Here is a 21,186-nt window from a genome sequence, read left to right on the forward strand (position 1 = left end):
CGCCCATGACCTGGCCGAAGCGATGGCCCAGGCGCTCACCGCCCGCCGCGCCGATTGTGTCGCCCACGGCCGCCGCTTCGCCTGGGAGGGCTGTGTCGACCAGTTCCTCGCCGCGCTGGTGTCGGGCGACGGCCAGCCGGTGCCGCAGCTGCTGGTGCCGGGCCTGCCGCTGGTCGCCTGACCGATTGCGCCGCCGTCGCGGGTGGCCTAGGTCGCCGCCATGCGCGTGCTTCTCACTGGGTCATCGGGCTGGCTCGGCCGCTTCCTGGCGCCGTTGCTGCGCGCGCACGGCCATCAGGTCATCGGCCTCGACATCGCGCCGGGGGCCGACACCGACGTGATCGGCAGTGTTGCCGATGCGGCGCTGGTCGACGGCCTGTTTGCCCGCCACGGCTTTGATGGCGTCCTCCACGCCGGCGGCCTGCACAAGCCCGACATCGCCCGCTATCCGCGCCAGGCCTTCATCGATGTGAACGTCTCCGGCACGCTCGCCCTGCTGGAGGCCGCCATCCGCCACGGGGCCAGCCGCTTCGTCTTCACCTCCACCACCTCGCTGATGATCACCCAGGCCATCCGCGACGAGGCGAGCCGCGAAGCGGTGTGGCTGGATGAAGACAGTGGCCCGCTCAGTCCGCGCAACATCTATGGCGCGACGAAGCGCGCCGCCGAGGAGCTGTGCCGGCTCGCCCATGCCGATCACGGCTTGGCCGTGATCGTGCTGCGCACGGCGCGCTTCTTCCCGGAGGAGGACGACACCCACCGCGACCTTTCGGGCCCCAACCTCAAGGCCAACGAGTTCCTCAATCGCCGGCTGACCGTGGAGGATTGCGCCCGCGCCCACCTGGCGGCGCTGGAACAGGCGCCACGCATAGGCTTTGGCCTCTATATCGTCTCGGCGCCGACGCCCTTCCATCGCGACGAGGTGGCCGAACTGAAGGCCGATGCGCCCGCCGTCATCGCCCGGCATTTCCCCGATGCCGCCGCGCTCTATGCGGCGCGCGGCTGGGCGCTGCCGCGCCGCATCGGCCGCGTCTATGATGCCGGCAAGATCGAGCGCGAGCTCGGTTTTCGCTGCCAGACCAATTTTGCCGCCGTGCTCGCCGCCTTGCGCACCGGCGGTCCGCTGCCATTCCAGCATGATCCGGCCTATGTCTCGCCGGCCGTGCGGCCAGCGGGCGCGGCCTGAGCGGCTTGCGGGCGCGGCAGCTTGCCCCTAACCAAGGCCCATATTCGGGGAGAGAGACTGATGACCAAATTTGCCCTGGCCCTGGCCGCCCTGCTGGCTAGCACCGCCGCCACTGCCGCCGAAACCGTGGTGATCACCGCGGCGCGCATGCTCGACGTGGCGACCGGCAAGATGATCGACAAGCCGATCATCGTCGCCGTCGATGGCCGCATCACCCAGGTCGGCCGCCAGGGCGATCTGGTGGTGAAGGATGGCAAGCGCATCGATCTGGGTGATCTCACCATCCTGCCCGGCCTCATCGACATGCACGTCCACCTCACCAGCGATCCGGCGCTGGGCTATGATGCCGATCTCCACCATGTGCCGGCCTATTTCGTCGCCGTCGGTGTCGCCAATGCCGACCGCACGCTCGATGCCGGTTACACCACGGTACGCAATGTCGGTTCGGCGCAGTTCGGCGATGTCGGCCTGATGCAGGCGATCAATGAGGGCGTGATCCGTGGCCCGCGCATCGTGCCGGCGGCCTATGCGCTGGGTGCCACCGGCGGCCATTGTGACGACAATCGCTTCCCGCCGGGCATGACCGTCGATCGCAGCGGCGTTGCTTCGGGCCCGCAGGGCTTCCGCGAGAAGGTGCGCGAGATGCACCGCTATGGCGCCGATGTGATCAAGTTCTGCGCCACCGGCGGCGTCTTCTCGGCGCGCGATACCGTCGATGGCCAGCAACTGACGCAGGAGGAAATGGACGCGCTGGTTGATGAAGCCCACCGGCTGCGCATGAAGGTCGCCGTCCACGCCCACGGCGCCGATGGCATCAAGGCCGCCATCCGCGCTCACGCCGATACGATCGAGCACGCCAGCCTGGCCGATGCCGAAGCCTTCGCCCTGGCCAAGGCCAACGGCACGTGGTTCTCCATGGATATCTACAACGATGATTATATCCTGGCCGAAGGCGCGAAGAACGGCGTGCCGGAGGAGAATCTCGCCAAGGAACGCGCCATCGGCCTGAAGCAGCGCCAGACCTTCCAGGCAGCGTGGAAGGCCGGCGTGAAGATGGTGTTCGGCACCGATGCCGGTGTCTATCCGCACGGCACCAATGCCCGCCAGTTCGCCAAGATGGTGGAATGGGGCATGACCCCGATCGACGCCATCCGTGCCGCCACGGTGAAGGCCGCCGAAGCACTGGGCCGGGAAGCCGATGTCGGCCAGATCACGCCCGGCCATTATGCCGATATCGTCGCGGTGGCCGGCGATCCGACGCAGGATGTGAAATTGCTGCAGGATATCAAGGTGGTGGTGAAGGGCGGCGCTGTCGCCAAGGATATTCGCTGATGCCGCGCTGGTTCACGGCGCTGTTCTGGTCGTCCATCGCCATCGCCACGGTCGTGGTCGGACTTTCGACCTGGGACGCGTTCAGCGCCAGCCCGCCCGCGGCGGACCCGGTGCGCCCACGCCAGGTGAAGATCGAGCGCGACAAGTGGGGCGTGCCGCACATCCACGGCCACACCGACGCCGATGTCGCCTATGGCATCGCGCTCGCCCATGCCGAGGATGATTTCAGGAACCTGGAAGAAGTGCTCGCCGCGGTGCGCGGCCGTGCCGGGGCGATATTGGGCGAAGACGGCGCCAAGCTGGATTTCGCCGGCCATCTGCTCGATGCGCGCGGGGTCGCGGATCGTGGCTATGCCAGTCTGTCGCCCGCCACCCGGGCGCTGGTCGAGGCCTATGCGCAAGGGCTGAATGACTATGCCCGCCGCCACCAGAGCGAGCAGCGTCTGCAGGGCCTGTTCCCGGTGACCGGCAAGGACATCGTTGCCGGCTTCGTGCTGCGCTCGCCCTTCTTCTTCGGCATGGAGCGCGTGCTGGGCCCGCTGGCGGAAGGCAAGCTGCCGCCGCGCGATGCCGGCCCGGTGGACGAACGCGGCAGCAATGCCTTCGCCGTCTCTGCCGCCCGTTCGGATGATGCCACCACCCGCCTGATCATCAACAGCCACCAGCCGTGGGAAGGCGGCGTCACCTGGTGGGAACTGGTGGCGCATTCGGATGAAGGCTGGGATTTTGCCGGCGCCAATTTTCCCGGCGCGCCGTTCCCGCTCCTGGGCCACAACAAGACGCTGGGCTGGGCCAACACGGTCAACCGCATGGACCTGATCGATGTCTACAAATTGGTGCTCAACGCCGACCGCACCCAGTATCGGTTTGATGGCAAATGGCTGCCGCTGGAGGCCAGGCGCGTCTGGCTGCGCGTGAAGTTCGGCCCGCTGGTGCTGCCGATCCCGCGCACCGTCTATCGCAGCCGTCACGGCGCGGTGATCTTGAACGATCGGGGCGGCTTTGCCATCCGCCACGCCGGCATCGGCGAGGTCGCCCAGGTCGAACAATATTATCGGCTGAACAAGGCGAAGGATTTTGCCGAATGGCAGGCGGTGATGGCGATGCAGGCCGTGCCGGCGACCAACTTCGTCTATGCCGACCAGGCGGGGCACATCGCCATGGTCTACAACGCCAAATTCCCGGCGCGCGCCAAGGGCTTCGACTGGAAGGGCGTGCTGCCCGGTGACACGTCGGCGGCGCTGTGGACGACCTATCTGCCGTGGCGCGCCGATCCGATGGTGATCGATCCCAAAGCCGGCTGGGTGGCCAACAGCAACAATGTGCCGTGGGTGGCAACCGCGCCGGAAGACAATCTGAAGGCGGCGGATTTCGCGCCCGAACTGGGCATTGAAACCTACACCACCAACCGCATGCACCGCTTCGTCGAACAGTTCGCGGCGATCAACGGCCCGATCAGCCGCGCCGCGCTGCTGCGCATCAAGTTCGACAAGGCCTACAGCCGCGCCTCGCCGGCCGGCCAGTGGATGGCCAAGGTGCTGGCGCTCGATACCGCCGGCAAGCCCGACCTCGCCGCCGCGCAGGCGCTGCTGAAGCAATGGGACTGGACGGCGGACGGGGTGGGCAAGGCCGACGCGCTCGCTGTCGCCGTGATGGCCAGCGCCGGGCGCGAAGTCTATCGCGGTGACCCGCTGCCGCCAGCCGAGCCCAAGCTGCGCGAGGTGGTTGACTGGATGAAGGCGACATTCGGCCGCCTCGACGTGCCACTGAGCGAAACCCAGCGCCTGCGCCATGGGCCGAAGGATCTGCCCGTCTTCGGCGGGCCGGACACGCTGCGCGCCATCTATGCCCATAAGGACAAGGATGGCCGCCGCGTGGCGGACAATGGTGATGGCTTCATCATGCTGGTGGAATGGCCGAAGGACGGCCCGGTGAAGGCGCGCTCCATCCACCAATATGGCGCCGCCACCATCCGCCGCGCCAGCCCGCATTATGCCGATCAGTCGCCGCTGTTCGTGCGCGAGGAGTGGAAAGAGGTGGCGTTTTGAGGTCTGGTGATTGTCCCGTAGTTGCGCGGGCTTTGCTTCCTGTTATCCGGGTCACATGAGCTCGCGCGTCGCCCAGCGGCTTGCCGACCGTTATGATCGGCTCACCGTGTCCGAACGGATGATCGCCGGCTGGCTGGCCGACAATCTCGATCAATTGCCGTTCGAAACCGCCGCTTCGATCGGCCAGCGTGTTGGCGTGTCGGCGATGACGGTGGCGCGGCTGGTCAAGAACCTGGGCTATGACAATCTGTCGGCGCTGAAGGATGATCTGCGCGACGATGCCCGTGATGCGCCCTGGCTGCTCACGCGGCCGGCACCCTCGGCCGATGCCCGGCTGAAGGCCGAAACCGCCGCCATCGCCGCCGTCTATGCCCAGGCCGAAACGCCGGAATGGGCCGCCGCCGTGGCGCTGCTGGCCACCAGCCCGCACGTGCATGTCGCCGGCTTCCAGACCGAGGCCGGGCTGGCTGCCGGCTTCGCCCGCCATCTTTCCTACGTGCGTCCCCATGTGCAGGCGCTCGACATGGCGGCCGGCATCATGGACGTGCTGTTCGATGCCGGGCCGCAGGATCTGTTCGTGGCGATCGATGTGCGGCGCTATTCGCGACAGTTCCGCCTGCTCGCCGAACGGGTCGCGGCCAGCGGTCGGCCACTGGTGGTGATCACCGATCCCTATTGCCCGTGGGCGCGCGACCTGACGCCCCATATCCTCACCGCCGAAGTGGCGCTCGGCCATTTCTGGGACATGAACTCGGCGCTGGCCTCGCTCTTGAACCTGCTGGTCGATGGTGTGGTGCAGAAGATCGGGCCGGATATCGTCCACCAGCGGCTCGACCAGCTCGCCGAGAATTACAGCGACTTCATTGGCTTTCAGGGCCGGACCAAACCGGCCAGTCCGCAGGCGGATCGCAGCTGACGGCGAGGCGCTGGCCATCGGGCAAGGTGAGGGCAAGGCTGCGGGCATGCAGCCGCATCAGGCCTGCTCCATCGCCATAGACCGGGTCGCCAGAAATCGGGCAGCCGATGTGCGCGGCATGCACGCGGATCTGGTGGGTGCGGCCGGTTTCGGGCCGGAACTCGACCAGCCGCAGCGCCGGATCAAGCACGCGCCAATGCGTGCGCGCCGGCTTGCCATCGCGGCGCACCACCATCCGCCAACCGCTCTGTGCCGTTGAAACCTTGCTCAGGGGGGCGTCCACCAATCCGTCGGCCGTTGCCGGCAACGACGACAATATGGCCCAATAACGTTTCTCGGCCTGCTTCTCCGCAAAGGCCGCGCTCAGCCATTTTGCGCCGCGCCGGGTGCGGGCGATGGCGAGGCAGCCCGACGTGTCCCGATCCAGCCGGTGCGCCGCCACCGGCACGAAGCCGCCGATCGCCAGGGCCGGCAGATGATCCTCCAGGCTGGCCGGCGTCTTCGGCCCCGGATGCACGGCCAGGCCCGCCGGCTTGTTGATGACAACAACGTCGCGGGTTTCCAGCAGGATGGGAAAGGGGAAGGTCAAATCATTCAAAACAGGGCCATTTCAAAACAGGTTTAAGCGAAATTCACGGCAAGCCGTTTCCAGTGCAGCGCCCCGCGACGTTGCGGCGGCGGGAAGCGGGAGTGACCCCAAGATGACCGTGATCAACACCAACATCAACGCGCTGACCGCCCAGAATGCGCAGCGCACTGCCAATAACATGATGGGCCTGGCCATGCAGCGCCTGTCGACCGGCCAGCGCATCAACAGCGCCAAGGACGACGCCGCCGGCCTGGCCATCAGCCAGAAGATGACCGCCGACGTGCGCGGCCTGGCTGTCGCCATGCGCAACGCCGGCGATGGCATCAGCATGGCCCAGACGGCGGAAAGCGCCATGGGCGAAGTGACCAACATGCTGCAGCGCATGCGTGAACTGGCCGTGCAGTCGGCCAACGGCACGCTGACCGGTATCGACCGCAAGGCGGTGCAGGCCGAAGTCCGCCAACTCATTGGCGAAATTGACAATATCGGCGTGCGCACCAACTTCAACGGCCAGAAGCTGCTCGACGGCTCGGCCCGCGACGTCAAGCTGCAGACCGGCAGCCGCGCGGGCGAAACCGTCTCGTTCAGCCTCGGTTCGACCCGGGCCCGCGATCTCGGCCTCGGCTCCAGCCCGGCTCTGACCGCCACCGGCGCCTTTGAAGCCACTGCCGCCAACCTCGGCGCCAACCAGGCCCTGCAGGCCGGTGACCTCGTCATCAACGGCGTCACCATCGGCTCGTCGCTGTCGTCTGATGACAGCCTGTCGTCGGCCAACAAGGCGGCCTCGGCCGTGGCCAAGGCCGCCGCTATCAACCGCGCCACTGCCCAGACCGGCGTGCGCGCCGTGGTTGGCCAGACGGTGATGACCGGCTCGGCGATGACGGCGGCGGCGCTCACCGGCACCGTCACCATCAACGGCGTCACCACGGCCTCGGTCGCCACCACCACCGATGCCGCCGAAAGCCGCCGCCTGGTGCGCGATGCCATCAACGCCATTTCCGGCCAGACCGGCGTGCGCGCTGTGGACACCGGCGACACCAATGGCGGCATCCGCCTGGAAGCCGATGATGGCCGCAACATCGAAGTGGCGCTGACCACGCTGACCGCCGCCTCCACCGGCCTGAAAGTGGGTGCCCAGTCGGGCAGCTTCAGCCTGGAAAGCGTCAACGGCCAGCCGATCGAGATCAGCTCGGCCAACAGCACGTCGGCGCGCATCAGCCGCGCTGGCCTGGCGGCCGGCAGCTTCGAACGCGGTGTTTCGACGGTGAACAGCGATGCCCGCGCCGTGGCCGCCAACGCTGGTGCGATCAAGACGCTGAACAACGGTGACCTGTCGATCAACGGCGTCGCCATCCGCGCCGCCAACGCGGCCGACGATCTGTTCTCGTCCACCGTGGCGACCTCGTCGTCGAAGTCGGCCAGCGCCATCGCCATCGCCGCGGCCATCAACGCCGCCTCGGCGCAGACCGGCGTGACCGCCAAGACCAATGATGTGACGCTGAGCGCCACCACCACCGCCACCACCCTGGCCGGTGCCGCCACGCTCGACATCAACGGCGTGTCGATCACCATCGATGGCCTGGCCACCACCGACACGGCCCAGGCCCGCCGTGAAAAGGTGGCCGCCGCCATCAACAACTTCACCGGCATGACCGGGGTGATGGCCAGGGACAATGGCCTGGGCGGCCTCGATCTGACCGCCGGCGACGGTCGCAACCTTTCGGTGGCCAACACCGGCACCGCCACCACGGCGGAACTGGGCCTGAGCGGCACCACGGTGAAGGGTTCGGGCGATGCCTACACGATCGCCGCCACGGCGGCTGGCGCATCGACGGCCTATGCCACCGTCCGCCTGGAATCGGCCAAGGCCATCGAGGTCAAGGCCGGCAGCCAGGCCTTCGGCACCGCGTCCAACTTCACGGCGCTGGGCTTCGAGGAAAACAGCTATGGCGCCTCGCGCGGTGGCCTGCGCATCTCGGACATTGACGTGTCGACCGCCGACGGTGCCACCGCGGCCCTGGACGCCATCGACGAGGCGCTGAACAGCGTCAACCTCGATCGCGCCGGCATCGGTGCCGTGCAGAACCGGCTGGAAGCGGCGGTGAACAACCTGTCGTCCAACAGCACCAACCTGCAGGCCTCGCGCAGCCGGATCCAGGACACCGACTTCGCGCAGGAATCGACCAACCTGGCCAAGAACCAGGTGCTCAGCCAGGCCGCGCAGGCGATGCTGGCCCGGGCCAACCAGTCGGCCCAGCAGGTCACCCAGCTGCTGCAGTAAGGCGGGAGGCCTATCCCCCAATCGGCTTCGGCCGCGATGGGGGCTCGTCAGGAGGGGCGGCGCCGGCAAAGCGCCGCCCCTTTTCTTTTGCGCGCAGACACCGGTAGCGGTTTACGTGGCCAGCCCCGCTTGCTATCGGGCCCCTTCCAGTGCGCGGAGCGGTGGCCGAGTGGTCGAAGGCGCACGCCTGGAAAGTGTGTATGGGTCAAAAGCTCATCGAGGGTTCGAATCCCTCCCGCTCCGCCAAGTTTTTCATGTTGTTGAGAGAATTGTGGGATGGCTCAAAAAGTCCCTGTGTTTCCGGGACTTTGCAGACCAGATCCTGCGCTCCCTTGTTTTTGCCGTAGAGACGGCAAATCGCCCCCCGTATCTCCTCTCGGGCGTTGGCGTGTACGGCAGACCGAACGGGGTTTATGCCGTCAGCCTTGGCGGCCGGTAGTTGTCCATCCATGTGAGCGCCGAACTGGCATCCATCGGGCTGGCGATCGCATAACCTTGCGCGTTATCGCATCCGATGGCGCTCAAATACTTGAGGGTTTCAAGGCTTTCCACACCTTCGGCCGTGACCGACAGGCCGAGGCGGTGTGACATCAGCACAATGGCTTCAACGATGGCCCGACTGTCGGGCGAAGCCGGCAAGTCCCGCACGAACTGGCGGTCAACCTTGAGCTCGGCAAAGGGCAGGCGGGCGAGTTGGGCCAGCGAGGAATAGCCGACCCCGAAATCATCGATCGAGAGCTTGAAGGCCTTCATGCAGAAGCGGGTGGTGAGGGCGAGACCGGCGATCGGATCGTCCATCGCACTGGCTTCGGTGATCTCCAGCGTGATGCTGGCCGGATCGACACCATTGGCCAGGCATTTGGCTTCGATCTCATCGGCAAGCGCGATATTGCTCAGCGAACGGGGCGACAGGTTGATCGCCAGGCACAAGGCCGGCCTGGCCCCGAGCCCGGCAAACCAGTGCAGAGCTTGATCGAGAATCTGATCGGTCAGCCTGTCCACCAGCGCGTTGGCTTCGATCAGCGGCAGAAACAGATCGGGCGACACCAGGCCCAGCGTCGGGTGTCGCCAGCGCACCAGCGCCTCGAAACCGGTAAGTTGCCCGCTGACGCAGTGGATCTTGGGCTGATAATGCACCTCGAACTGGCGGGTCAGCAGGCCGGCTTCCACGTCGACCAGCGTGATATGTCCGGCGTTCGTTCGCCGTGTCGCCGTGGCGCTATCAACTCGCAATCTGGTGAATGCATCTTGCAGCATCGAGCGCAATGCCCGCGGCGAAAACGGTTTGGGCAGGGTTCCCAGCAGGTCCAGCCCCAGCTCCAGTGCCGTGCGGCCGGCGGCTTCGAGCACACGGCTGCCCACGCCGCTGCTCAGGATGATCCCCGCCCGGCAATTGCGGGCGTTGAGGCGGTGCAGCACCTCGATGCCGTCACAATCCGGCATAAGGAGATCGAGAATGACGACGTCGGCCCCGGCGCTGTTCAGCGCAGTTTCGAAGGCGGCATTGGTCTGCACGGTTTCAACCGCTATCCCGATCTGCTCGGCGATATAGGCGATGATGGCGCCCACATCGGCATCATCGTCGAGCACGAGCAGCCGGCCGCAGGTGGAAGCCGATGGCACGTCAATCGGTTGGATCACCGCCGCCGCCTTTCAAAACGTGAAAAACCTGTAAGCTCGCAAAAAATGACCAGCCCTTGTTAACGACCGCAGCCGCGTGCCGTTAAGCCTGAACATGAACTTCCTGCCTGACCAATCTGGCCACCGATGGCACGACTTTTGCATAGCTTATCCCCCTGAAAGGGTCCACCATGCCTGCCTGAACACCGGACACGGGACTCAATGGACAGACGATCAGGGCAAGCCGGCGGGCCAGCCTTCGTGACAAAGGCCGGGCTCTGGCTGAACCGCGCGGCCTTTCGACCGGCACATGAATGGGCAGTGGGCTGCGGCGTTGCAGCGCTTGTGATCTTCCTTGTCAACAATTTCACGACGATCAACCACCTGGGCGGGCTGCTGTATCTGCTGGTGGTGTTTGCCGCCGGGTTCAGCGGCAATGGCCGGCTGATTGTCGCGGCCACGATGGGCAGCATCGCCCTCACGCTGGTCGGTGACTGGATGGTGCGCACCGGATCGCTGGCCAGCTGGCAGATTGCCAACAGCCTGGCAACGGCGGCCACCTTGCTGTTCAGCGGCATGGTCGTGCTGTTGGCCTGCCGGCAGTACAAGGCACTCTACCGGCGCGAACGCCGGATGGAAGCAATGACAGCCGCGCTGCGCGATGCCCAGTATCTGCTGCAGATGGCTGGCAAGCTTGCCCGGATTGGCGGGTGGCAGTTTGATCCCGAAACCGGCACGCTGGCCCTGACCGATGAGCTCAAGGTCATGATGCGGCTGGACATGGACCGGCAATTGCAGGGTCGGGACATTCTGGAACGCTTCAGCCCCGATCATGCCGAGCGGCTCATGCATCTGGTCGGCCAGGCGCTGCGCGACGGCGAAAGCTTTGAAACCGATCTGCCGATCACGACGCGCAGTGGCGGCATCGTCTGGTTGCGGGTGATCGGTGAAGCCGCGATCGACGGTCGCACCGGGCACCGCATCGTGCAGGGTGCGCTCAAGGACATCACCGAGCGCAAGCGGGTCGAAGATGAAGCCCGCGATCAGCAGGCGCAGTTGCATCTGCTGCAGACAGCGATCGAGCGCGTGGACGACATTGTGCTGATCACCGAGGCCGATCTGGATCAGCCAGGGCCGCGCATTGTCTATGTCAATGACGCCTTCGAACGCCGCACCGGCTTCTTGCGCGCAGAGGCGATCGGCCAGTCGCCGCGGATCCTGCAGGGGGCCAAGACCAGCCGCCGGACGCTGGACCATATCCGGCAATGCCTGCAGGCCGGTCAGCCGGTGCGTGCCGAGCTGATCAACTACACAAAGAATGGCGCGGAATATTGGGTCGAGCTGAAGATCATGCCGCTGTCCATCGAAGGCGGCGCGGTCACCCATCTGGTCGCCATCGAGCGCGATGTGACGGCGCGCAAGCGGCAGGAGGAAAATGATCGGCAACAGGCCCAGCTGACCGCGCTGTCTGAACGGCTCGGCAAGATCGGCGGCTGGATCGCCACACCGGCGAACAACCAGATCATCTGGTCCGATGGCGCGCGTCGGCTGATGAAGTGGGCTGCGGAATCGACGCCCAGCCTCGATCAGACCTTCGAGTTCTACAAGCCGGCCTCGCGCGCGATCGTGGATGCGGCGTTCCGGGCCTGCGTCACGCAGGCCATCCCGTTCAATATCGAGGTGGAGGGACGGACCAGCGATGGCAGCGACATCTGGGCACGGGTGGCAGGGACGCCCGAATTTGATGATGACGGCCGGGTGGTGCAGGTGGTCGGCGTGGTGCAGGACATTACCGAAGCCAAGGAAATGCAGCTCGCCCGCGCGGCCCAGCAGCAGATGCTGGCCGAACGCACCGCCCAGCTGGAAGAAGCACAGCGGATCGGCAGCATCGGCAGCTGGAGCTATGACTTTGCCCTGGATCGTCTGACCTGGTCACGACAGACCTACACGATCTTCGGAATCGATCCCGCCGATTTCAGCCATGATTTTGCCGGGCTGCAGGCGATGATCCACCCGGATGACCGGGCGTTGTTGGACCAGCTGCATGCCACGGCGCGGGGTGATCAGCGCCGCGCGGTCACCCAGTTCCGGGTGATCCAGTCCAATGGCGATGTGCGGCATGTCGAACAGATTGCCGAACCCGTTCAGGGGCAGGATGGCAATGTCTATGCCGGAACCGTGCAGGACGTGACCCAGCAGGTGAAGGACGCGCAGGCCTTGCGCGAAAGCGAGGAGCGCTTCCGGCTGGTCACCGATGTCTCGGCCGACATCATCTGGGACTGGGACGTGCCGAGCGGCACCGTGTGGTGGACCGACCGGGCGCCGGGCCGTTTCGGTTTCGACCTGCCCCCCAACATCACGATCGACCGCTGGGCGGAAATGATGCACCCGGATGATCGCGGCCCCATGGAACAAAGCCTGATGGCCGCGATGCAGGCGGGCGATGCCGAATGGTCTGCCACCTACCGTGCGGTGGCGGCCAGCGGCAATTCGATCGACGTCGCCGTGCTGGCCAAGCTGGTGCGGGACAATGAAGGGGCTGTGGTACGGGTGGTCGGCAGCATGAATGATGTGACCGAGCAACGCCTGCTGGAGGACAAGCTGCGCAGTGCCAGCAAGCTGGAGGCCGTCGGCCAGCTCACCGGTGGCATCGCCCATGATTTCAACAATCTGCTCACCGTCATCATGGGCAATGCCGAGCTGCTGGAGGATGAGCTGGAAAGCCAGCCGCGGCTGCAGGGCCTGGCGCGCATGTCGCGCAGTGCGGCCGAACGCGGCAGCGAATTGACCAGTCGGCTGCTGTCATTTGCCCGACGCCAGCCGCTCGATCCTCGGGCCGTGGACATTGCCACGCTGGTGTCTGGCCTGACGCCACTGCTGAAACGGACGATCGGGGCCGACATCGAATTCGCGACGGTCTTTACGGCGCCATTGAGCCCGGTGCAGGTCGATGCCTCGCAGCTGGAAAATGCCCTGCTCAACCTGTGCATCAATGCGCGCGATGCCATGCCGGATGGTGGTCGCATCCTCATCGAAGCCCAAAATGTGGTGCTGGACGCGCTGTTCTGCAGCCAGCACGCCGATGTGTTGCCGGGGGAGTATGTGCTGCTGACGGTCACCGACACGGGCGTCGGGATGGACAGTGCAACGCTGGACAAGGCGGTTGAGCCCTTCTTCACCACCAAGCCGGCTGGCAAGGGCAGCGGCCTTGGCCTGTCGATGGTCTATGGCTTTGCCAAGCAGTCGATGGGGCATATGCGGATCTATTCCGAGCCGGGCCACGGCGCATCGGTGCATCTGTTCCTGCCCCGTGCCGCCGCCGCCGAGCCCGTCAGCCTGCCGCAGAAAAAGGCGCAGGCCGTCGGCGGCAATGAACGCATATTGGTGGTGGAGGATGATGAACTGGTGCTCGATCACGTGTCCAACCTGCTCACCCAGCTCGGCTATCAGGCCCAGTGTGTCAGCAATGGGCCGGAGGCGCTGGCTGTACTGAAATCAGGGCAAGAATTTGATCTGCTGTTCACCGATGTGATGATGCCGGGCGGCATGAACGGGCGGCAGTTGGCCGATGCGGTGCTGGCCATCCGGCCGCAGATGCAGGTGCTCTATGCATCCGGCTATGCGGAAAATGCCATCGTGCACAATGGCCAGCTGGAACTGGGTGTGCATTTCCTGCACAAGCCCTATCGCCGGGAAGAATTGGCGCGGAAAGTGCGTGAAGCGCTGGCGTCGGCGCCGGCGGCGCGCGTTTCAGGCTGAAACAGCGGGCTCGCGCTGCCGGTCGATTGCCGCTCTCACCATTTTGGCCAGTTCGTCACGGCGATAGGGCTTCCTGAGCATCGGAAACACCCGTTCGGAAACCCCAGCCGGGCGTTCGGCGCGGTCGGCAAAGCCCGATGTCAGCAGCACCGCCAGGCCGGGCCGCAGCGCGAGGGCTTCGGCCACCAGCCCATGGCCATTGAGCCCGCCGGGCATGACGATATCGGTGAACAGCAGATCATAATGGCCGCCCTGCCGCACCAGTTCCAGCGCCTCGACGCCATTGCTGGCACTGGTCACCCGGTATCCCAGCAGTTCAAGCTGGGCCACCACCTGGCCCTGCACCATCGGATCATCCTCCACCACCAAGAGATGCTCGGCGCCGCGCGGCAAGGCCGTGGCTGCGGTCTTTTCCGGTGTGGGTTTGGCGGCCAGAGCAGCGCGCGGCAGCCACAATTCCACGGTCGTGCCATGGCCGGGGGAAGAGAGGATCTGCACCGCCCCGTGCGACTGCTTGACGAAACCATAGACCATCGACAGACCAAGACCGCTGCCCTTGCCAACGTCCTTGGTGGTAAAAAACGGCTCGAAGGCGTGCAGACGGGTGGCTTCGTCCATCCCCTCGCCGGTGTCGCTGACGGCGATCATCACATGAGCGCCGGGCGGCAGATCGGGTGGGCGGTTGAACCTTTTGTCGTCCTGGTCAAAATTGCGGGTGGTGATCGTCACCGTGCCGCCCTCCGGCATGGCATCGCGGGCGTTGACCACCAGGTTGAGCAGCGCGTTTTCCAGCTGGGCCAGATCAACGGTGGCAGGCCACAGGTCGGGCGCGAGCTGCACCATCAATTCATTTGTGGCGCCAAGCGCTTGGCGCAGGAAATCCTCCATGCCCGCCAACAGCAGGTTGATGTCCACCGTGGCCGGTTCCAGCTGCTGCCGGCGCGAAAAGGCCAGCAGCTGGCGGGCCAGAACGGCGCCGCGTTCGGCGGCGCGGACGATCATGCCGGCCAACCGGTGCTGGAGCGGGCTTTCGCTCAGCCCCTCTTCCAGCAGTTCGGCATTGCCAAGGATGACGGTGAGCAGATTGTTGAAATCATGCGCCACACCGCCGGTAAGCTGGCCAACGGCTTCGAGCCGGTGTGTCTGCCGCAACTGCGCTTCGACGGCACGCTGCTGGGTGACATCGGTGACCATCATGCAGACGGCAGGGCCGTCATCCCAATTGAGACAGAACATCCGCGCCTCGATCTCCACCGGCCTGCCATCAGCGCGCTGGCCTTTGAGCACCATCATCTCTGGCGTGGGTTCATCGGCCAGCAGCGCCTTGATGATGGCGGCCATGCGGATGCGTTGCTCGTCGTCAAAAAAGCGCTCGAAGTTGGGAAGCGCCACGACATCGGCTTTTCCCGGCAAGCCAAGAATATAGGCCAGAGCATCATTGGCCATCAGGGGCTTCAGATCGCGCAGGACCAATATGCCGATCGGCGCTTCGGCAATCAGTGTTTCCATGCTGGAATTGACGGCCTGCAGCGCCTGCTGCTGCCGGATGCGATCCGTGATATCCAGATGTGTGCCGATCAGCTTGGGCGGCGCGCCATCGATGCTAGGTAGCTGCCTGATGACACCCAATATGGTGCGCTTGATGCCGTCCAGTGACTGGATCGAAAACTGACGTTCGGCCCGGCCGCCGTTGGCTATCACGGCATTCATGCCGGCCCGAATTCCAGGCCGATCCGCTTCATCGATCAGCGTGGGCCAGAGCGCCATGGTTGGCGCGACATCTGCTGGGACCGCATAAATGTCGTGCATCACCTGGTTCCAGGCCAGCGTGCCATCCTCTGCCAGTTCCCAAATGCCCATCCGGGCGGAATCAACGGCCAGTGACAGGCGGGCTGCGGTCTCCCGATTCTCTTCCTCGATCCGGCGGCGTTCGGTAACATCAAGGCGCGTGATCACGGCGCCAATGCGATCCTGATAGAGAATTGGTGTGGCGATAGCACGGATCCATAGCGGCCGCGGATCGCCTGGTTTGGGAAAGGCATATTCAATCTCGAACTGCGGCTGTTGCCCGGACAAGACTGACCGGACACCTGCCAACACTGCATTACCGGTTCCCGGCAAGGCCTGCTCCAAATCATGGCAGGAATCCAGATAATTGCCGCCGACCATCATCTTGGGATTCAGGCGGCCATGCAAATCCAGAAAGCGATCCCAAAAGCCGTTGACCGCGATGATCACGCCATCATGGTCAATCAGGGCAACCTGCGCCGGCAATGCCTCCAGGATGGCGTCGCGCGTGGCGAGCAGGGACTGACGTGCGTCAGCCTCCTCCCGCAGTGACCGGTTGGCGGCTTCAAGTTCGATCGATTTTTCTTCGAGCTTGCGCACCAGCGTGGCGCTGTACTGGTGCAGCAGCAGCGGATTTTCCGCCTGTGCCGCCGCACTGGCCGGCTTGATCCGCTGCTCCAGCACCGCGCGCACGGCGGCGATCAGCGCTTCGGGCTGGGTGGGTTTCACCTGAAAGGCATCGGCGCCCATCGCGATGGCGAGCTGTTCATCCTCGGGCGCGGTATAGGTGGCGGTATAGACCATCACCGGCACATCGCGCAGCCGCGCATCGGCCTTCCAGTGGCGCAGCAGCGTATAGCCATCCATCACCGGCATCAGCAGATCGGTGATGCACAGGATCGGCAGGTGCTGCCGGGCCATCGCCAGCGCTTCGGCGCCATGGCGGGCCGCTTCCACCGTGAAACCATGGCCGGTCAGCAGGGCCTGCAGCAGATAGAGATTATCCGCCTTGTCATCGACAACAAGGATCGTGCCGGTCACGGTTGGGCCTGGAAGGCTGCGGGGAGGAAGCCGGTGACTTCGGCCACGAAACTGTCAGGATCGATTGGCTTTTCGATATAGCCGTCGCAGCCGGCCGCCAGCGCCTTGGTGCGGTCGCCGGGCATGGCATAGGAGGTCACCGCGACAATCGGCACGCCCTGCAAGGCCTCGATCCGGCGCAGCGCGCGGGCGACGTCATGGCCGTGCATGCCCGGCAGCTGGATGTCCAGCAGCACGATGTCCGGCGGGTTGGCCACCGCCTGTTCGATGCCGCTGGGGCCATCAAATGCCGGCTCGACCCGGAAGCCGTGCTTTTCGAGCAGGAACGTTGCCAAATAGCGGTTCTGCTCATTGTCTTCGATCAGCAGCACATGCGGGCTCATGCGAACCTCCCCCCCCCGAGTGCTCCAATTCCGGTAGGGTGCCTGTCTTCGGCGGCCAGTTCAAGCCGGCGCGGCAAATTGATGGTAAACATCGTGCCATGCCCGATCCGGCTTTCCACCGTGATGCTGCCGCCCAGGAAATCGAGCAGGCGGCGGCAGATCGCCAGGCCAAGACCGGTGCCCTCGTGTTGGCGGGCCAGGCCGCTATCAATCTGGCGGAAGGGCTGGAACAGCGTGTCCATGTCGCGCAGGTCGATGCCGATGCCGGTGTCGACAACGCGGATCTCAATGCGATCATCCGGCAGGGCGGCAAGTTCGATGCGGACCGCGCCGGCTTCGGTGAATTTGATGGCGTTGTTGACGAGATTGATGAGGATCTGTTCGATCCGGCGCTGATCGGACAGGATCAGCGTGTCGGCCAGATCCCAGTGGACACTGAGCCGCAGCGCCTTGGCCTCGGCAGCGGGCGCCAGCAACGTGACCGTGCGATCAACTGCCGTGCGCAGATCGAACGGCCGGGCGAAGATGTCGAGCTCGCCGGCTTCAATCTTGGAAATATCCAGCACATCGTTGACCAGTTCGAGCAGGTGGCGCGCGCTGCTGCGCACCATGCCAAGCTGTTTGGCCTGCTCGGCCGTCAACGGGCCAGCCAGACCCTGGCTGATGATGCCGGTGAAACCGATGATCGAATTGAGCGGCGTGCGCAGTTCGTGCGACATGGTGGCGAGAAAGGTGGATTTGGTGCGATCCGACGTTTCAGCGCGGGCGACGGCCGCCTGCAGATCGCGCGTGCGCTCTGCAACGCGCGCTTCCAGTTCGGCATTGAGGCGCAGCAATTCCTCGCGCGCCGCGTGCTGACCGGTTATATCGATCGACAGCATTATCGCGCCTTCGGGATCGGGCACCATGCGGACATCGAAACGGCCATTGTCGCCGTCGGGATAGGTGAAGCTGATCTCGCTCTGAACCTCCACCCGCTGTTCCAGGCACTGGCGCATCATGGCATGGAGTTCATGGTCCTCAACCCCGGGCCAGCATTCGGTCATGGTGCGGCCCAGCAGTTCGGCCGCAGGGCGGCGATTCTGCACCACGGCGGCGTGGTTGAGATAGCGATAGCGCTGTTCGAAATCGACCAGCTGGCAGGCTTCGAGAATGGTGTCGAGCGTGGCGCGGTGACGGCGTTCGGTCTCCTTCAGCGCGTCACGCGCGGCGCGCAGATCGGATACATCGACCCCAACGCCAACCAGGTGCGGCTGCCCTTCGAACATCACGCGCTGGCCGGTGAAGAAATGCGGAATCAGCCGGCCATCGCGGGTGAGCAGATTGGCTTCGAGCGTGGCTGAGCCAGTGGCGAACGCCCGGGCGACAGCCTCGCGCTGGGCCGGCTTCTCCGTGACCGGGAAAATGTCTTCGGGGTGCATGGCGGCAATTTCGGCGGCGCTGTAACCTGTCACCGTTTCAAGGTTGCGGTTCCAGCGCAGAAACCTGCCCTGCTCGTTGAACAGATAGACGCTGCCCGGAATGCCCTGAATCATCGATTCCGAAAAGCTGCGCTCCCGGCGGACAATCTGCTCTGCGGTCAGCATCGAGTCTTCGCGCTGGAATCCGGCGATGGCCTGCGCGATGTCATTGGCCGCCCCGGCCAGTAGCGCCACTTCCTGTTCTCGGAACCAGCCAGGCTCGCCGGCATAGACGCTCAGCGTTCCCACCAGCCGATCGCCCACCCTGACCGGGAACGCCGCCGATGCGCAAAAGCCGCTTTTGATTGCCAGCGGCTGCCACGGCATGCCCGCAAAGTCGCTGATCAGATTGTTGAACACCACCGCGCGATTTTCCCGGAAGGCCGTGCCCGTCGGGCCCTTCCCCTGCCATCGTTCATCGGTGAAGATGCGCAGTTCCTGCAGATAACCATGATCATCGCCATAATCGGCTACCGGAACGATGGTGCCCGATTCCGGTGACAGCCAGCCGATCCAGGCCATGCACAGGCCCGCCTGTTCGACCAGCGCCCGACACACAGCCACCAGCACCGCCTGCCGGCCCCCGCCCTGCCCGATGGCCCGGTGGATCTGCGCCAACGCCGCTTGCAGGCGGTTGATCCGCGCCAGCTGAGCGCGGGCCAGGTGCGCGGCCGACACATCCCGCAGGGTGAAAGTGTGCAGCGGCCGCTCCGCACTGGCCAGCGTTTGCCGGGACATTTCGATCTGGCAGGTTCGGCCATCGGCCGCACTTATGGCAGCAGTGATGGCGGCGGCGCCATCCACCAGGCTGGTGGCCTGCGGCAGCAGACCGGTAATCGCCGTGCCCAGAACGGCATTGCGGCTGACGCCGAACAACTGGCTGGCCGCCGTGTTGAAGATCAGGATGCGGCCAAGATCATCGGCGACGATGACGGCATCGCTCACGGTATCGATGATGCGGGCAAGGCTGCGGTCTGCCAGGTCAATCGCAGGCTCGGATGTCCGCGTGCCCATCGGCTTATCCAGGGGACCGCAATTCGGCGACGAAGCCCAGTTTGAGCGCGTCGGACAATGTGCGCACGCCCAGGCGCCGCATCATGTGGGCCCGGTGCATTTCCACGGTGCGGGGGCTCAGCTCAAGCTGCCGGGCCAGTTCCTTGTTCGACAGGCCGGTCATCAGGCCGTGCAGCACATCCGCCTCACGCGGGCTGAGGGTGCTGACCAGCCGGACCGCTTCGAGCTTGTGCGGGTTTTCCGCAAGCATGTTGTCAATCTTCTGGAACGCCAGGTTCAGCGTTTCCAGCAGATCGGGCCGGCGGAAGGGCTTTTCCAGGAAGTCCGTCGCGCCCAGCTTCATCGTGCGCACGGCCGTGGCAACATCGCCATAACCGGTCATGACCACGGTCGGATGCGTGGCCAGATAGGCCTGGGCCTGCTCCAGCACGCCAAGCCCGTTGACGCCCGGCATCTGCATGTCGAGCAGCACGCAGCCTGGTGGCAGCTTTGGCAATTGATTCAGGAAATCGAGAGGATCGGAAAAGCCGATCGCGCTCCAGCCGGCATTTGTGATCCACATTTCGGTGGATTCACGCACCAGATGATCGTCGTCAACGATGTAAACCGTGCGGCCGGTTTGCATCCCCATCTAGGCCCCCATGTGCTGCATTGGCTTGCATGGGCCGCCGTCATCGGGGTGTCAATCTTTCTTGCCTGTCGGGTTAATTCCGAGACTTGACCGGTGCGCGCAGCCGCCAGACCACGCCGGTCGGTCATTCGGGCAGGGCCGCATGTTCGCAGCGATTGCGGCCGTTGCGCTTGGCCCGATACAGCAACGCATCAGCCGTCTTCATCCAGTGGGCATTGTCGCCGATGTCGGGGTCGAGGCCGGCAAGGCCAAAACTGGCCGTGATCCGGATCCCGGGCAGCGCCGGGATTGCCATTTCAGTCACCGCCGTGCGCAGACGTTCGACAACTTCAATGGCGTCATCCAGCGCGGTATCGGACAGCAGCAGACCGAATTCCTCACCACCGATCCGGCCAAAGAAATCATCCTTGCGCAGCAGGCTGCGACACAATTGGCCGAATGCGCGCAGCACGGCATCGCCACCGTCGTGGCCAAAGCTGTCATTGATGCGCTTGAAGTAATCCAGATCGCAGACGGCAAGAACCGCTAGATGACGGCGCGCCCGCCGACGGCCGATCGCCAGATCGAGCTGGCTGAGGAAGGCGCGACGGCTGATGGCGCCGGTCAACTGATCATAGTTCGCGATTGATCGCACTTCGAGTGCATCGACCGCCACGGCCGCCAGATTGGCCAGGGTTTCGATGTCGCTCCGCGTGAATTCACGCGCGCGCGTGTCAAGCGCGCACAGCGCGCCGACATTGTAACCGTCGGGAGTCTGCAAGGGCACGCCGGCATAACTGAGCAGATGCGGGGCGCCGGTGACCAGCGGATTTTCCGCAAAGCGCGGATCGCGGCGGGAATCGCCGACAATCATGGCCCTGGGCTGCCTGATGGTATGATCGCAAAAGGCGATGCCGCGGGCGGTTTCTGCCACGGCGATATTCTGTCTGGACTTGAACCACTGGCGATCCTTGTCGATGAACGAGACGGCCGCCATGGGGACGTCGAGGGCCGAACAGATCAGCGCCGTGATCCGGTCAAATTGCGGTTCATTGGCCGTATCAAGGATGGCATAGCGTTCCAGCGCTGCAAGGCGACCGGGCTCATCATCAAGATGCGGCTCCGTAGCGAATGCCAACATGGAATGTCTCCCCAAGCA

13 protein-coding genes, 1 tRNA gene and 1 pseudogene are annotated in these 21,186 nt (G+C 64.9%); 8 read left to right on the top strand and 7 right to left on the bottom strand.

Features of this window, described 5'->3' with window-relative positions; all coding sequences use genetic code 11:
- From GJ693_RS16725 to GJ693_RS01820, 5 genes and pseudogenes are all read left to right on the top strand, one after another.
- Positions 1-181 (top strand): annotated as a pseudogene (locus GJ693_RS16725) (glycosyltransferase family 1 protein); the annotation flags it as partial.
- Positions 182-220: 39 nt separating this feature from the next.
- Positions 221-1,186 carry an NAD-dependent epimerase/dehydratase family protein gene (locus GJ693_RS01805; RefSeq protein ID WP_156254629.1) on the top strand — a complete coding sequence of 322 codons (966 nt, stop codon included), beginning with the start codon at positions 221-223 and terminating at the stop codon, positions 1,184-1,186.
- A 60-nt stretch (positions 1,187-1,246) separates the two neighbouring features.
- Complete coding sequence (locus GJ693_RS01810) at positions 1,247-2,518, top strand: Xaa-Pro dipeptidase (RefSeq protein ID WP_156254630.1); 1,272 nt, start codon at positions 1,247-1,249, stop codon at positions 2,516-2,518.
- Entirely contained in the window at positions 2,518-4,566 is a 2,049-nt protein-coding gene (locus GJ693_RS01815; RefSeq protein WP_156254631.1) for an acylase, read from the top strand. Before GJ693_RS01810 ends, GJ693_RS01815 begins: the two co-directional genes overlap by 1 nt.
- Before the next feature lie 55 nt (positions 4,567-4,621).
- Positions 4,622-5,482, top strand: coding sequence for a MurR/RpiR family transcriptional regulator (locus tag GJ693_RS01820; protein WP_156254632.1), 861 nt, complete (start codon positions 4,622-4,624; stop codon positions 5,480-5,482).
- Here the strand turns inward: GJ693_RS01820 and GJ693_RS01825 are convergent.
- Positions 5,427-6,080 carry an RluA family pseudouridine synthase gene (locus tag GJ693_RS01825; protein ID WP_156254633.1) on the bottom strand — a complete coding sequence of 218 codons (654 nt, stop codon included), beginning with the start codon at positions 6,078-6,080 and terminating at the stop codon, positions 5,427-5,429. The genes GJ693_RS01820 and GJ693_RS01825 overlap by 56 nt on opposite strands.
- Before the next feature lie 103 nt (positions 6,081-6,183).
- On the opposite strand from GJ693_RS01825, the gene GJ693_RS01830 reads away from it, so the two are divergent.
- Complete coding sequence (locus GJ693_RS01830; protein ID WP_197041879.1) at positions 6,184-8,352, top strand: flagellin N-terminal helical domain-containing protein; 2,169 nt, start codon at positions 6,184-6,186, stop codon at positions 8,350-8,352.
- Positions 8,353-8,507: 155 nt separating this feature from the next.
- Positions 8,508-8,598, top strand: a tRNA-Ser gene (locus GJ693_RS01835).
- A 165-nt stretch (positions 8,599-8,763) separates the two neighbouring features.
- Here GJ693_RS01835 and GJ693_RS01840 read toward each other — a convergent pair.
- Positions 8,764-9,993, bottom strand: coding sequence for an EAL domain-containing response regulator (locus tag GJ693_RS01840; protein ID WP_156254635.1), 1,230 nt, complete (start codon positions 9,991-9,993; stop codon positions 8,764-8,766).
- A gap of 324 nt (positions 9,994-10,317) precedes the next feature.
- Here GJ693_RS01840 and GJ693_RS01845 point away from each other — a divergent pair, with 324 nt between their 5' ends.
- Entirely contained in the window at positions 10,318-13,731 is a 3,414-nt protein-coding gene (locus GJ693_RS01845; RefSeq protein ID WP_197041880.1) for a PAS domain S-box protein, read from the top strand.
- On the opposite strand, the gene GJ693_RS01850 is transcribed toward GJ693_RS01845, so the two are convergent.
- From GJ693_RS01850 to GJ693_RS01870, 5 genes are all read right to left on the bottom strand, one after another.
- Positions 13,723-16,560 (bottom strand): hybrid sensor histidine kinase/response regulator, encoded by a 2,838-nt coding sequence (locus tag GJ693_RS01850; protein WP_156254637.1) that lies wholly within the window; start codon positions 16,558-16,560, stop codon positions 13,723-13,725. The genes GJ693_RS01845 and GJ693_RS01850 overlap by 9 nt on opposite strands.
- The gene (locus GJ693_RS01855; RefSeq protein WP_156254638.1) at positions 16,557-16,943 is read right to left on the bottom strand and encodes a response regulator; all 387 of its coding nucleotides are present in this window, start codon (positions 16,941-16,943) and stop codon (positions 16,557-16,559) included. The genes GJ693_RS01850 and GJ693_RS01855 overlap by 4 nt, the downstream gene beginning before the upstream one ends.
- Positions 16,940-19,417: an ATP-binding protein gene (locus GJ693_RS01860; RefSeq protein WP_156254639.1), complete on the bottom strand. Its 2,478-nt coding sequence runs from the start codon at positions 19,415-19,417 to the stop codon at positions 16,940-16,942. The genes GJ693_RS01855 and GJ693_RS01860 overlap by 4 nt, the downstream gene beginning before the upstream one ends.
- 4 nt (positions 19,418-19,421) lie before the next feature.
- Positions 19,422-20,048 carry a response regulator transcription factor gene (locus tag GJ693_RS01865; protein WP_156254640.1) on the bottom strand — a complete coding sequence of 209 codons (627 nt, stop codon included), beginning with the start codon at positions 20,046-20,048 and terminating at the stop codon, positions 19,422-19,424.
- 124 nt (positions 20,049-20,172) lie between these two features.
- Positions 20,173-21,168, bottom strand: coding sequence for a sensor domain-containing diguanylate cyclase (locus GJ693_RS01870; protein ID WP_156254641.1), 996 nt, complete (start codon positions 21,166-21,168; stop codon positions 20,173-20,175).
- Positions 21,169-21,186 lie beyond the last annotated feature (18 nt).

This window comes from Sandarakinorhabdus oryzae, assembly GCF_009733735.1.
GTDB classification, from domain to species: Bacteria; Pseudomonadota; Alphaproteobacteria; order Sphingomonadales; family Sphingomonadaceae; genus Sandarakinorhabdus; species Sandarakinorhabdus oryzae.

Coding starts and splice junctions, on each gene's coding strand:
- GJ693_RS01855 (WP_156254638.1), bottom strand. CDS start 16,943: ATGAGCCCGCATGTGCTGCTGATCGAAGACAATGAGCAGAACCGCTAT.
- GJ693_RS01820 (WP_156254632.1), top strand. CDS start 4,622: ATGAGCTCGCGCGTCGCCCAGCGGCTTGCCGACCGTTATGATCGGCTC.
- GJ693_RS01805 (WP_156254629.1), top strand. CDS start 221: ATGCGCGTGCTTCTCACTGGGTCATCGGGCTGGCTCGGCCGCTTCCTG.
- GJ693_RS01865 (WP_156254640.1), bottom strand. CDS start 20,048: ATGGGGATGCAAACCGGCCGCACGGTTTACATCGTTGACGACGATCAT.
- GJ693_RS01870 (WP_156254641.1), bottom strand. CDS start 21,168: ATGTTGGCATTCGCTACGGAGCCGCATCTTGATGATGAGCCCGGTCGC.
- GJ693_RS01830 (WP_197041879.1), top strand. CDS start 6,184: ATGACCGTGATCAACACCAACATCAACGCGCTGACCGCCCAGAATGCG.
- GJ693_RS01815 (WP_156254631.1), top strand. CDS start 2,518: ATGCCGCGCTGGTTCACGGCGCTGTTCTGGTCGTCCATCGCCATCGCC.
- GJ693_RS01860 (WP_156254639.1), bottom strand. CDS start 19,417: ATGGGCACGCGGACATCCGAGCCTGCGATTGACCTGGCAGACCGCAGC.
- GJ693_RS01810 (WP_156254630.1), top strand. CDS start 1,247: ATGACCAAATTTGCCCTGGCCCTGGCCGCCCTGCTGGCTAGCACCGCC.